Raw genomic sequence first — 12863 nt, 5'->3', positions numbered from 1 at the left:
TTTGTAAGTAAATAAAAAAACCGCAGGTAATGGAAGTATCCATTTACCTAGCGGTCATTCTGACTATAACTTATTTAGCTTTCTTTCCAGATTACATTTTCACCGTAATTTTTACCCCAGTTATACATTGCGTGCAGGACAGGCATCAGGCTTTGACCGTGATCTGTCAACGTATATTCCACCCGTGGAGGGACTTCTGCATACACTTTACGCTCAATCAGCTTGTCTTCCTCCAGTTCACGTAGCTGGTTGGTCAGCATCTTCTGGGTAATATGAGGGATTAGGCGTTTCAGCTCACTGAAACGTTTGGTGCCTTCCAGACCCAAATGCCACAAAATAATCAGTTTCCATTTGCCACCGATCACCGCAAGGGTCAATTCCTTCTCACAGTTGATTTCTTTCAGATTAATCCGTTCCTTCACTTCAGACGCCATGGCTCCGAGCCCCCTCATCTTCAATCTTATATCGCGTATATTACGCATATCACGGGGAAACTTCACACGAGGTAAGCTTTCCGCTCCATGCATGATGTAATAAGTACATTCATTCGATACAGCTATCTATTAATTCTACTACAGCCTGGTCGGGATGCAAAGTTTAAGTGAAAATTACGGATAAAACCTATACAGATAAATGACTGTGCATCGCAGAAAAGACCAGAACCCTTTGCAATCAAAGGATTCCGGTCTTTCTTTCATCTAATCGCTATTCCAGGTTCGCGTGGCGGCCAAACATATCCGCTCCGGTCATTCCCTTCATTTCCATCATCGTAAGGATGAGTGCATCCATGCCAATCAACAGTCCCTGTTCGAACAACGAGCCCATCGGCTGAATGGTTACATCCGCTCCGGAAGTTGCCGTGTCCTCTTTGGCTGAAGCCGGAAGGCGCACGACCGTAGTCGCCAATTGCCCAATCGTGGATTCTGGCTTGATCGTAATCAGACCGACAGGTGCACCTGCCGAACTAGCTTTCTGAGCCATCGCTACAAGACTGCCTGTTTCTCCTGAGCCTGAGCATAACAAGAGAAAGTCCTTTGAACTGATCCCAGGTGTAACGGTCTCACCTACCACATATACACGAAGCCCCATCTGCATCAATCTCATGGCAAAAGCCTTTCCCATAAGACCTGACCGACCTGCTCCAGCCACAAAAATCTGTTCTGCAGCCAGAATGTGTTCAGCCATCGCTTGCATCTCTGCATCGTCGATCTGGCTTAGCGTACGTTTTAGCTCCTTCAAGATGTCAGCTGCGTACTGTGTTTTGCTCATCTGCTTACCCTTGTTTAACGAGACGTTGCATTTCAGCTGCAACTGCGGCTTTGTCTGCTTGTCCTGTGATACCGCCGCCTACAATAACCAGATCCGGTTGTGCTTTGATTACTTCTGGCAATGTTTCCAGCTTGATTCCACCAGCGACAGCCGTTTTAGCGTTTTTCACAGCAGCTTTGATCGTTTGCAGATCTTCGAACGGGCTTTGTCCTTCAGCTTGCAGGTCATAACCTGTGTGTACACAGATGTAATCTACGCCAAGCGCATCAATTTCACGAGCACGTTGTTCCAGGTTAGGCACGTTGATCATGTCCACAAGAACTTGTTTGTTTTGTTTCTTCGCTTCTGCTACTGCACCTTTGATCGTACTGTCATTGGTTGCTCCAAGCACAGTGATCAGATCCGCACCAGCTTCAGCTGCTTTCATGATTTCATAACCACCAGCGTCCATGATTTTAAGGTCTGCAAGAACTTGCAGATTAGGGAATGCTTCTTTCATCGCTTTTACCGCGTGCAAACCTTCATTAATAACGATTGGAGTACCAATCTCAACGATATCAATATATTGTTCAACCTCTTTAACCAGTGCGATACCTTCAGGGATGTTTACCAAGTCGAGTGCCAATTGCAATTTCATCATTTATTTCTCCTTTGTTGTTCAAGTATGAGTCGTTCCTGTAAAAATAATAATCAGATATTTAGCCTGCACCAATTCGTCTGTTCAGATGCATGCAGTGTTTGTTTTGGCTACTCACTCATTGTAGACCCTGACTATCCATTCAGGAAGTACGCACTTTGAAGTGGGGTAGTTACGTGGGGGGAACTAATGAAACTAATTCATTGTTATACGAATATATGATCTAGATCTATCCCCTCTTGAATTTACTCATTTTATAATTAAGTAAATAAAATATATGTAATTATTTGACAAAAAATATCATATGTGTTTCACTATATATGAAGATGGAAAATTCTTCTAAAAACAACCGAATTTGAAGGAGGAATCATTATGAAATTCAAGTCCTTAGTTTCCGGTTTTTTGGTGGCGGCTCTATTATCTATTGGACCAAATGTTTTTGCAGATGCATCTAAACCACAAGCTTTTGAGGGGATTGCTTATAACAAGGCCGATTTGAATGAGTTTGCAAGCTTAGAAAACATTAAGTTCTCCCAAGATGAAGGATATCTAGAAGTCAGTTTTGAACTTAATGGGAAGAATATTGAGATTGAGGCCGTTAACTTCGGCAAAGATGAAAACGGAAATAAATATGCGACAAAGGAACGTGAAGACGGTATTTCGTTCAATCTACTTGAATCCAATGGTAATATTACGGGTGTAGCAGTAAACACCAAGGTTTCTCCTATAAATCAAACCATTGAGGATGCCTTTGGATTTGTTATCTCTAAAAGTGCGGATCAAACTGCACTGAAGCAAACACTAAATCAAGTAAAATCTGAACATAGCATAACTCTTAAAAAATCTTTACAAAATATCAATTCCCTGCCTCACCAAGAGTTGTCTTTATCTGATGTTCGCCCCATGGCTGCTGATTTGCATGTACTGGCAAGTGGACTAAGTGTTCCATTTTTAATCAGCGGTGGTTTCTCAGAAGGCTGGGTATATTCTAGTTATCAAACTCAACAATTTTTCAAACTTACTAATTTAAGATACAGTATCGCTTATAACTGGCCTTCTGATGGCGTATCATTATGGTATGATTACTTAAATAGTAATCAGGCATATCACTCACCGGCTTGGCCGTCTGCTGGACAACAGAATGTAGGAGGAGAATGGATTATTGATGCTACTAAAGGTAAATTCGCAGCAGAAACTACAGTTAGCGCTATTGTAAAACTCGTTCCTCTGATGTGGACAATCTATGATACAGCTAATATTCGATAAAGTATAAGCCTATTAAGAAGCTACAAAATGTTCAGTGAAACCAGTTATATTAAAATATACCCTATAAGATAGACACTTTGAAAAAAGTCTAACTTATAGGGTGTTTTGTTTATAATGAAAAAAAGAGGTTGGAGCGGATTCGCCGGATCATGAAGAAATTTGAAATCATCTGTCCCATTCGAAAGGCTAATCCAGCCCGTAGAATGACAAAAACAACGAAAGTGCATCGGACATGTCGAAACCAATTACAACGCCATTTTAAGCAAGGTCAAGCTGGAAAAGTGTCGTTAACCAACATCACCTATTTAACGTACAAAGGCAATAAACGCGCGTATTTATCGACCATTAAAGACGCACAGACGAATGAAATTTTAGCGTATGAGGTATCTTCTTCGTTACATGTAGAAATTGCGCTTAACACGCTCCATCAACTGAAGAAGTACCGCCATATAACCAAGGATGCGTTGATCCATTCCGATCAAGGCTTTCATGATCTGAGCCCACAATTCCAATCCCTGGTAAAGAAAATGGGATTAAGTCAATCTATATCACGTCGAGGCAACTGTTGGGATAATGCCCCCCCCCCAAGAATCGTTCTTTGGGCATTTTAAAGATGAGACGAATATCAAAGAATGCGAAACACTCGCAGAAATAAAACGAGAAATTAAGAGTTATATGACATATAATATCATTATCGCGGGCAATGGAATTTGAAAAAGCTACCGCCTGTAAAATACAGACAGCAGCTTCAACAAGTCATCTGATTTTTTTTCAAAGTGTCCTCTACAAAGGGTACACTTTATATTATTGCCTTGGTTTTTCTCTATTTCAATCCATGCTCTGTTACGTAAATATTCACACAATTTTTATAAAATAACTAAAATTCAGACAACAGAGACATTAAAAAGCCGTCAGTGACTTTCTTGACAGCTTGAATCGATCCAGAAAGTGGTTTCATATCTCTCTAAAAAGTAATGAGATACCAACGATCAAGAAAACAACTCCACCGATCCGGTAAAATAAGAGAGAAACGCTACTCGGTTCTGCATCACCCTCAAAACGCCACCAGTTGGATAATAACCAAGAAGTACGGGGACTAAAAACAGAAATGAGTCCCATTAAGTTAAAAACAATAATAAAAATCCACATTGAATGTTCCCCCCAGAGATATATTCATGAAACGTTCTTAACACACATTATATAGTAAGCGTATACATTTTAGAATAATAAAGTAAATAATTGTATACTACGAGCCTGTGAACCATTTCTCGACACGTTGTTTGGTTGTCCGAACCGGAACCTTCTTGTGTTTCATGACGGAGAACAGTTGATTCGACTCTTGCGCAAACGCCAGTTCAACCTGCTTTCGGAACTGTAGCATGTATGTTTGCAACGTGTTATCTTGCGCACAGGTCCATAGAAAAAAAGGGGGTTTCCTTAAAAGAATAACCAAACTGTTTATCAGAAAGACCTTGCAGCGGGCAGGCAGAGCATTTCGCATTATCCCCACGGAACCACGCATTGTACGTGTTTCTCTCAAATCCATCAAACATAAGTGCATGACCTTGTTCGCATACTGGTTTTCCATCAGAAGAGCAATGGTCGGGAACGATTGTATTTTTCTTAATTTCCGTCACGACCGCCACATCGTGCTTCATAAGTGTCGTCTTTTGATCCTCAGCATCGAAGTAGCCCAAGTCAGCCACCAAATAGTCAACCTTCAGTCCTTCAATGTTCTTATCATTTCAACGAGCGGCAGCATCACTTTAACATCAGCCGTGTTATTAGGGAGTATAATCGAGAACAAGACCATGGGCCTCTTGGGAATCGGACAAACAATGGAATGCTTACAGTAGCCGATTTAAAACTTGTTCTGGTTCGCCTTCGTTCTTTGCACGCCACAAGTGGCATCTGGATCGGAATACGTTTTTTCGCAAGCAAGGCTTGTGTGATAATATCGAATAGAATGGCGTAAAATAATTCTGCGGTTATTCGGGTTCTGAAATGGCTCAAGCTGCTATGTACAGGTACCTTTTTGATGGTGGGAATGCCAATAAAATTACTGCATGCCTGATTCTTCGGTTCTTTAATTGTCTCTCCAGTTCTCTGAATGAAGAAATTTCTGGGCGAGTGAAGTATAAATGGTGCATCCGAAAGTAGACTCTTGGATCAACAGGAAGAAGACGGCCATCCTTGTAAAAGGGGCGCAATCTTCTCAAGTACAGTGGAGTCATCCACATGATCCATATAATCGATAAGTTCAGCATCAAAGCCGGGTGTGCTATAGTCGTGATAGGGTAGCAGTTCTAACTGCAACTCTATGAAAATACACCTCGCATAATGGCATTTTTGGCGGTCTAGATACCTCCATTTTACCATTTAATGCATCGGTGCATTTTTATTTTATTTCTGAAATTGAGGGCTTTTTGAACAGGCTCTAGCAGAAGTGAAACGAGAAATTAAGAGTTATATAACATATTACAATCATGATCGAGGGCAATGGAATTTGAAAAAGTTGCCGCCTGTAAAATACAGACAGCAACTTCAACAAGTTGCTTAGGTCTTTTTCAAAATGTCCTTTACAAAGGATACACTTTACCTCTCTCTAAAAAGAAAGAAAGTGGTCTCTTTTATAATGACCCTGCCATTCAGGAGTTTCTTGCAAAAAATTGGTGCTTTACCGTGTGATGTAAGGCTTACAGATATACAGGTTTCACGCATACCGGCTTGGATACACCTGTGCTATGACCTGTGTATTTCAGACGTCCGCTCTCCTGATCTACTGTGAATGTCACGATGTTGTTGGTATCGCGGTTAGCTGCGATCAACAGTTTGCCGTTAGGTGTCAGAGCAAAGTGACGCGGGTGCTCACCTTCAGCAGACACATGCTCAACCAGTGTCAGGTGACCTTTGTCTGCATCTACTGCAAATACAACGATGCTATCATGTCCACGGTTAGAACCATATACATAACGTCCATCATTGGAAACTGTGATTTCCGCTGTTGTATTTTCTTTGCCATCATAACCATCTGGCAATGTGGATACGGTAGACAATTCAGTCAACGTACCCGCTGCTGCATCATATTGGAACGAAGTAATGGAAGAATCCACTTCGTTGATGACATAAGCGAATTGACCATTTGGGTGGAACGCCAAGTGACGTGGACCTGCACCCGCATGCGTTTTGGTTTCACTGTGCAGTACAAGTTCATTCTTGTCTGCATCAATGGAATAGATCGCGATTTTATCCGCACCCAGATCCTGTACCATCATGTATTTGCCATCCGGGCTGAAGAATGCGGAGTGCACATGTGGCTTGTCCTGACGTTCAGGATGCGCACCTTGGCCTTCATGTTTCTTCTCGTCCAGAAGCGCTCCAACTTCACCGTTATCCGTCAAGGCTTGCAGACCTACCAGACCACCGTGGTAGCTGGAGAGGATCAAGTATTTTCCGGATGGATCACGCTGGATATGACATGGTGGAGCTGAAATGGAGTCATTCCGGTTCAGCAACGTTAATTTTCCTGTAGAAGGATCAATGCTCAGAGCTACAGCTTCAGACATTTTATTGCCTTCAGCTGACGCTGTTTCACCAATCGCATACAGTTTGTTACCCTCAGCATCCACGTTGACAAACGTTGGGTTTTTCACACCAGCGATGCCGTCAAGTTTGGACAAGCTGCCTGTATCCTCATTCAATTCATATGCATAAATGCCCTCATTTTCCGTTTCGGCATAAGAGCCAGCAAGTACGAGCAAGCGTTTTGATTCACTCATTACAGTTTCCTCCTCTATGTGTATGTAATCTTGTTGCACCTCTTCTATAATAAATCTGCCATATCAAAATAGCAATCCGCTGTCGCTGCACATCCGTAAAATCATGGGTTAAACAACGGGTGGAATGCACACGATCATACTGAAATCCATTCATATGAGGTGCATCTTCTGCTATGATAAGATAGGTTTTTCATCCAGAAGGGACTGAACTGCATTGCTTCACTCATTTTTACTCACGTTATACCATGTATTCCTGCCGATTTCACTTCCCGTGATCGGAGGTATTCTGTTAAAACGCTTCAAGAATTGGGATACCCGGTCGCTCTCGACCTTTTCCCTTTATATTTTGAGCCCTGCGCTCATCTTCAATACATTGCTGCATGCCGAGATTACCTGGACAGACGTCACCAGCACGTTCTGGTTCTCCATTATTAATCTGATTACCCTCTGGGCACTCGCCGAGTTGCTCAGCCGGGTTTTCCGTCTGGGTGCAAGCGAAAAAGCGGGTCTCACCCTCGTCTCCACGTTTACGAACTGCGTGAATTACGGGCTCCCGCTTGTACTGCTTGCCTTTGGTCAGCTTGGACTGGACAAGGCTTCCGTCTACGTCATTGGACAGATGATCATTGTCAATACGGTAGGTATCTTTTTTGCCGCGAGATCCGAATTCACGGTGAAAGATGCGATTCTTTCCGTTTTCCGCATGCCATCCATCTATGCTGCTGGTATCGCCATTGCGCTGCGCGCGTCCAATCTGAGCCTGCCTGACGCACTCGATGGAGGGATTTCCATGCTGGCTGCGGGCTATTCTCCTGTCGTTCTTGCCATTCTGGGAGCACAGATGCTCAGACCAAAAGGTGCTACAGCGCCTTGGCTGCCCAATGTACGCCGAGCCTTCTGGACCGGGCTTGTAGTCCGTCTCGCAGCTGCACCGATCCTCTCCTGGCTAATTCTGACCGCGCTACAGGTCGAGGGTACGTTGTTCAGTGTGCTGCTGATCCTCGCATCGATGCCGACCGCAGTGAACGCCGTTATTTTGGCTGAACAGTTCAATGCTTCTCCGCAGTTTGTATCCCGTTGCATCCTGTGGACCACCGCTGCGTCCATGTTAATGCTGCCGATTATGATTGTGATGGCTTCCTGATTAATACCGGAGGCGATACCGACGCCAGATCCGCTTGTCGGCGTTTCTCCAGCCGGCGTTCATAACGCCGGTTGAGTGCTCTGACGTAGAAGAATTTCACGACAAAGTACGAAATCACACCCAGAATGACACCGAACACAGACATACCTGCCAGAATATCTAATCCTCCTAGCAACAGTTCACTCACCGCCGACCAGTTACCACGAAATAGCTCCATGAATGCACTCTCGTGTACCAGTCCCTGTCCCATGCTGTGAGCAGGCAGAATCCAGGAACCAATCTGCTTCGCGAGCGGCATCAGAATAATAGGCAAAAACGTAAGTTTTCCAATCACGTTACCAACAATCGCTGCTGGCATCGAACCTCCAGACAGTCGCACAATGGGATAAAATACGAGATATATCAGGGATGCGGTCGAGATCACGATCAGTTCCAGTCCGAACCCTATTGCAAATCCGGTAGATACTTTATGGGCACCTCCGGGAGCACGTAACAATTTGAGAAAATTCAGCTTCATCGCACGTGTTAAACGTACCCAGCGGTTAGTCTTGCGCTTCTGTGTGGTCATACCGAACTTCTCCTTATTTTGCACAAATGACGACTTGAATCGTCTATTCTTTAGTATATCACACCGCGTTAGCTCCAGTGGTAACAATGACTGGCTGTGTCTGCATCTCGACATTTCCTGCCACCGCTCGGGAGATCATGCAGGATGATTCAGCCTTGTGCGCCAAGCGCTCGGCTTTGGTCAGATCCGCCTCAGAGGCATCTGCGCTGAGCACGATCCGGGGTCTATGTACGATCCGTTCGTACGTAAACACGTTATTTGTAACATCCACCGTTGCTTCTGACTCCAGCGTCAACTCATCCGGCGTAATATCCGAACGCTCTAGCATCGCTGCCAGCGTGATCAGGTAACAGGTCGAGGCTGCACCCAGCAGCATCTCGTCCGGGTTGGTTCCCGTACCGGGTCCGCCCATCTCCTGCGGAATCGATATGACCGTTTTTAATCCACCTGCATCAATGGTTCCCTCACTGTTACGTCCACCATTCCATACCGCTTTCAGATGAAAAGGATGTTTCATGACATTCATTCCTTTCTGATTTACACACGTATACACGTAATATTTTGTTCGATCAATGCGCTAACTTGATCTTCGTCTACACCCTGATCTGTAATCACTTTCCCCACACTGCTCATCTCAGCGACTCTGGTAAACGCCTGTATGTTAAACTTGCTGGAATCTGCAAGTAAAATGACCTCATCCGCAATATGGATCATCTTTTGCTTCACCAAGGCCTGCAATTCATTGGATTCACTGATACCTTTGGTCAGATGCACACCTTTACAAGACAGAAACACTTTATCCACATGGTAAGCATCCAGTGAACGTTCCGCCAGCGGTCCTACAAAAGACAGTGACTTCGAAGCCAGTTGCCCACCTGTGGCAATCACACGAATCTGCTCCTTGTTACTCAGCTCTGCGGCGACCTTAATCGAGTTGGTTAATACCGTCAGTGGAATGTTCGGCAATCCTGCCGCCATATACCACGCCGTTGTACTTGCATCCAGGGCGATCCGGTCACCGGATTCCACCATTTTCACCGCTTCGCTTGCAATTCTGCGCTTCTCTTCTGCATGGGCTACAGCCCGTTCCGGATACGGAATCTCCGACTGTAACTCTTCCTTGTATTTCACGCTGACCGCCCCGCCATGGGACCGTCTGAGCCTGCCCGCCTGTTCGAGCTTGTCCAGATCACGACGAATCGTCTCTTCCGTCACCCCGCAGCGCTCACTAAGTTCGGTCACACGCATGCTGCCTTGCGTATCCACCCACTCCACTATTTTCTCATACCGTTCAGCTACGAGCATATTCCTTCACTCCAAACCGTTGATTATCCAGTTGATCCTGTTCCTCCATCATACCACAGTGCGATCACTAGGAGAATTTGGTCCACGTGCAAAAAGAGGGAGCTTTCGCCCCCTCCATTCCAGTTCTGAAGTGTATCTTATTTATCTTCTGCCATAGGGAACCAGCCCGGCGTGTGGATGATTGCATTCCACAATCCGTCAGGGATAACCAAGCGCTCCTGATCCGATTTGGTCAGAATCGTTTCGATGTCTTCTTCCCGTCCACTCTCGATTTTCTCAACCCAATCCGGTTCGATAATCAGCTCACGTCCAATTGCAAGCAATGGTACTCCTGTTTGAAGCGCTTCAGCAGCCTCAGCAGCTGTATGAATCGCACCCACACCGATCACAGGCAATTTGCCGTTCACACGATCCAGAATGAATTCCATTCTTGAACGCGTATCTGCTTCGCCACGTCTTGGTTTGGACCAGAACTCGTTCACAGAGACATGAAGGTAATCCAGGTTTTTATCTTTCAGCGCATCCACTAATAGGTACGTATCTTCCATCGTGAGTCCCGGTGTTTCCGGTTCTTCCGGGGAGAAGCGATAGCCAATGATGAACGGCAGTTTCGTATGTTCGGCAACAACTTTCTGAATCTCGTCCACTACAGCAAGCGGGAATGTCAGACGTTTCTCGGCACTTCCGCCCCAACGATCTTCACGTCGGTTGGAATGCGGGGAGAAGAATTGCTGAATCAGATAACCGTTCGCACCGTGAATCTCAACACCATCAAATCCGGCTTCGATTGCACGACGTGTCGCTTCACCAAAGTCTTTGATAATGGAAGTAATCTCGGCATCCGTCAATTCTCTTGGTTCAGGAGATCCCGGACGCTCACTCGCAACTGCACTAGGAGCAACCACTTGACCCGCAGGTACGGCTTGTTCTGGTGTCAGACGGCCCGCATGGAAAATTTGCAATACGGCTACAGAGCCCTGTTGTTTAATGGTATCAGCCAGTTTCTTCAGGCCGGGAATGAAGCGATCATCATAGACGCCAAACTGAGCCGGAAAACCAATACCAGTCTCGGTCACATGCCCTACAGCTGTAATCGACATGCCGGCACCACCGGTGCGACGTGCATAATAAGCAAGTTCAGCGTCGGAAATAGTACCATCAGCATTCGAGGACATATGAGTCATCGGAGCGAGCACGATACGGTTTTTCAGTGTAATGCCAGTTGGTAGTGAAACTTGTTCGAACATCTGGTTAAACTTTGGATTCATTCGTGGTTCCCTCCTGATTATAAATATCTCTTTTAATAGATATATGAATATATGCGTTCACTTACTGTAATGATTATAGTTACGTTTCACCGCAATTGCAACTCTTCATTTTCAGAAAGGAAAAAAAGAGCAGAGTGTCTTCAGACTCTCGGCCCCCTCATCTTCTTCACTCTATTCAAATGATTTTCAGAAACTCCGAATGTAGGCCAGCTTCTGATCCATCTCTTCCACGCATTCGAAACAGTCGTGTTCGTCATTGGCAACCATCGGTGTTACCGGATACAGATTCATCTCTGTACTGTTATAGGATTTGATCAGTGGCAGCAACTGAGTCACTCGTGTATTGGCAGGATCAAGCCAGGTGTTGATCTCTTCTTCGGAGAGAATGGCTGGCATTTTGCTGCCAAATTCGCGTGTAACCATGTTCGCGCCTGTCATAAGCATCGTGCAGGTCCGAAGCGGCTCTTTCCGTGTGTCTTTCCATACTTCATATAAACCAGCAATGCCAAACAAGCCACGATCTGGCATAACAACACGAACCGCATAACTTTTTTTGCCCTCTTGCCGCCAGTAATACAATCCGTTGCACGGAATAACGCAGCGCTTGGTCTCTACCAGTTTGTAATAGGAAGGATTCTCATGCACGGTCATGAGATTCGCGTTAACGGCATCACGACCCCAGAATGGAATGAACCCCCACCGGAACTCATCCAATACACGCTCACCATCCTGATGCAAAATGATCGGCGTATGCTGAGTTGGGCTGATATTGTATCGGTTTTTGTAATAATACATCACTCGCTGAATCTTGAAATGATCTCTGACTTCGTCCAGATCGGCTGCCAATGAAAAACGGTTGCACATGCTCAAGCACTACCTTTCCCTGTGTAAGTTGGATGTATTGTTTGTAACTTTAGGGAAATTATGCATGCACATCGAACAGAAAATGACTTATTTTGACACCGTTAGGGTCGGATCAAGATATATTTCATGTTTTTCACGACAAAAACAACGACCTCGGACTCATTTCAACTCCAATATTACTTGTTACTATAATAGAGAATAAAATACATTTATTGGAGGTTTTAAGTATGAAAAGGAAGTTTTTGATGAGCATCATGTTGTTCTCGGCGATTGCCATGTTCGGCAGTACCATCTATGCGGCAACCTTTCTAACCTACGGTTATCCCAGCACCACCATCCCCATTCGCACGTATAATTACGCCTCCGCCTGGCAGACCCCTATGGACGCTTCCCTTGCCAACTGGAACAATGCAGGTGCCAAAGTTCAATTCACCAAAACAAGTAACTCTCCGAACACCATCACCGCAGGAAACTTCAATAACACAGCATATGGTGTCAACTACGCCTCCGTATCCGGCAGTCAAGTTGTAAGCTTCCGCATCGAACTCAATGCATCCACGATCACCCCTGACGCGACCAACTTATCCAACTTCATTCAAAGCGTATTCGTCCACGAACTCGGACACTCCGTATGGCTCGGTGACAACCCGACAACAAGCAGTCCTTCCATTATGTCTTACTCCCGCAACCGCAATTCCATGACCCAACCCCAAACTTTTGATATCAACAACGTAAGATCCAAGTACTAATCCGCTACGAACTC

At 45.0% G+C, this 12863-nt stretch carries 15 protein-coding genes and 2 pseudogenes; 5 read left to right on the top strand and 12 right to left on the bottom strand.

The window, feature by feature from the left end:
• Positions 1-74 precede the first annotated feature (74 nt).
• From NYE45_RS12020 to hxlA, 3 genes are all read right to left on the bottom strand, one after another.
• A complete protein-coding gene (locus NYE45_RS12020) occupies positions 75-434 on the bottom strand; it encodes a helix-turn-helix domain-containing protein (protein ID WP_036608849.1) in 360 nt (119 codons plus the stop codon).
• Positions 435-705: 271 nt separating this feature from the next.
• Positions 706-1269, bottom strand: a complete 564-nt coding sequence (gene hxlB, locus NYE45_RS12015) for a 6-phospho-3-hexuloisomerase (RefSeq protein WP_340016783.1) — start codon at positions 1267-1269, stop codon at positions 706-708.
• Between the two features lie 4 nt (positions 1270-1273).
• Positions 1274-1906: a 3-hexulose-6-phosphate synthase gene (gene hxlA, locus NYE45_RS12010; protein WP_036670570.1), complete on the bottom strand. Its 633-nt coding sequence runs from the start codon at positions 1904-1906 to the stop codon at positions 1274-1276.
• Between the two features lie 372 nt (positions 1907-2278).
• Here hxlA and NYE45_RS12005 point away from each other — a divergent pair, with 372 nt between their 5' ends.
• Both NYE45_RS12005 and NYE45_RS12000 read left to right on the top strand, forming a co-directional pair.
• The gene (locus tag NYE45_RS12005) at positions 2279-3172 is read left to right on the top strand and encodes a hypothetical protein (RefSeq protein WP_340016782.1); all 894 of its coding nucleotides are present in this window, start codon (positions 2279-2281) and stop codon (positions 3170-3172) included.
• 128 nt (positions 3173-3300) lie between these two features.
• Positions 3301-3936, top strand: a pseudogene (locus NYE45_RS12000) (IS3 family transposase); the annotation flags it as partial.
• 190 nt (positions 3937-4126) lie between these two features.
• Here NYE45_RS12000 and NYE45_RS11995 read toward each other — a convergent pair.
• The 3 genes from NYE45_RS11995 to NYE45_RS11985 all read right to left on the bottom strand — a co-directional run bounded on the left by NYE45_RS11995 (position 4127) and on the right by NYE45_RS11985 (position 4878).
• The gene (locus NYE45_RS11995) at positions 4127-4321 is read right to left on the bottom strand and encodes a DUF6199 family natural product biosynthesis protein (protein WP_340016781.1); all 195 of its coding nucleotides are present in this window, start codon (positions 4319-4321) and stop codon (positions 4127-4129) included.
• A 97-nt stretch (positions 4322-4418) separates the two neighbouring features.
• Positions 4419-4553 carry a hypothetical protein gene (locus tag NYE45_RS11990; RefSeq protein WP_340016780.1) on the bottom strand — a complete coding sequence of 45 codons (135 nt, stop codon included), beginning with the start codon at positions 4551-4553 and terminating at the stop codon, positions 4419-4421.
• Between the two features lie 16 nt (positions 4554-4569).
• Positions 4570-4878, bottom strand: coding sequence for a hypothetical protein (locus NYE45_RS11985; RefSeq protein ID WP_340016779.1), 309 nt, complete (start codon positions 4876-4878; stop codon positions 4570-4572).
• A 737-nt stretch (positions 4879-5615) separates the two neighbouring features.
• Here NYE45_RS11985 and NYE45_RS11980 point away from each other — a divergent pair.
• A pseudogene (locus NYE45_RS11980) lies at positions 5616-5732 on the top strand (IS3 family transposase); the annotation flags it as partial.
• A 136-nt stretch (positions 5733-5868) separates the two neighbouring features.
• Here the strand turns inward: NYE45_RS11980 and NYE45_RS11975 are convergent.
• Positions 5869-6951, bottom strand: a complete 1083-nt coding sequence (locus NYE45_RS11975) for a lactonase family protein (protein ID WP_062833987.1) — start codon at positions 6949-6951, stop codon at positions 5869-5871.
• 214 nt (positions 6952-7165) lie between these two features.
• On the opposite strand from NYE45_RS11975, the gene NYE45_RS11970 reads away from it, so the two are divergent.
• A complete protein-coding gene (locus NYE45_RS11970; protein WP_340016778.1) occupies positions 7166-8095 on the top strand; it encodes an AEC family transporter in 930 nt (309 codons plus the stop codon).
• On the opposite strand, the gene NYE45_RS11965 is transcribed toward NYE45_RS11970, so the two are convergent.
• The 5 genes from NYE45_RS11965 to NYE45_RS11945 all read right to left on the bottom strand — a co-directional run bounded on the left by NYE45_RS11965 (position 8073) and on the right by NYE45_RS11945 (position 12100).
• On the bottom strand, positions 8073-8663 hold the full coding sequence (locus tag NYE45_RS11965) for a DUF2062 domain-containing protein (RefSeq protein WP_340016777.1): 591 nt from the start codon (positions 8661-8663) through the stop codon (positions 8073-8075). The two genes, NYE45_RS11970 and NYE45_RS11965, sit on opposite strands and share 23 nt — an antisense overlap.
• A gap of 58 nt (positions 8664-8721) precedes the next feature.
• Positions 8722-9180 carry an OsmC family protein gene (locus tag NYE45_RS11960; RefSeq protein WP_062833984.1) on the bottom strand — a complete coding sequence of 153 codons (459 nt, stop codon included), beginning with the start codon at positions 9178-9180 and terminating at the stop codon, positions 8722-8724.
• 20 nt (positions 9181-9200) lie between these two features.
• Positions 9201-9968: a DeoR/GlpR family DNA-binding transcription regulator gene (locus NYE45_RS11955; RefSeq protein ID WP_340016776.1), complete on the bottom strand. Its 768-nt coding sequence runs from the start codon at positions 9966-9968 to the stop codon at positions 9201-9203.
• A gap of 137 nt (positions 9969-10105) precedes the next feature.
• Positions 10106-11236 carry an NADH-dependent flavin oxidoreductase gene (locus NYE45_RS11950; RefSeq protein WP_340016775.1) on the bottom strand — a complete coding sequence of 377 codons (1131 nt, stop codon included), beginning with the start codon at positions 11234-11236 and terminating at the stop codon, positions 10106-10108.
• 186 nt (positions 11237-11422) lie between these two features.
• The gene (locus NYE45_RS11945) at positions 11423-12100 is read right to left on the bottom strand and encodes an SOS response-associated peptidase (RefSeq protein ID WP_062833981.1); all 678 of its coding nucleotides are present in this window, start codon (positions 12098-12100) and stop codon (positions 11423-11425) included.
• A gap of 227 nt (positions 12101-12327) precedes the next feature.
• On the opposite strand from NYE45_RS11945, the gene NYE45_RS11940 reads away from it, so the two are divergent.
• Entirely contained in the window at positions 12328-12849 is a 522-nt protein-coding gene (locus NYE45_RS11940; RefSeq protein WP_169482853.1) for a hypothetical protein, read from the top strand.
• Positions 12850-12863 lie beyond the last annotated feature (14 nt).

The sequence above is a fragment of the Paenibacillus sp. FSL K6-1318 genome, from assembly GCF_037976905.1.
Classification (GTDB): Bacteria; Bacillota; Bacilli; order Paenibacillales; family Paenibacillaceae; genus Paenibacillus; species Paenibacillus amylolyticus_A.
The sequence above is the reverse complement of the archived record's forward strand: the minus strand, read 5'-3'. Positions and strand labels throughout refer to the sequence as shown.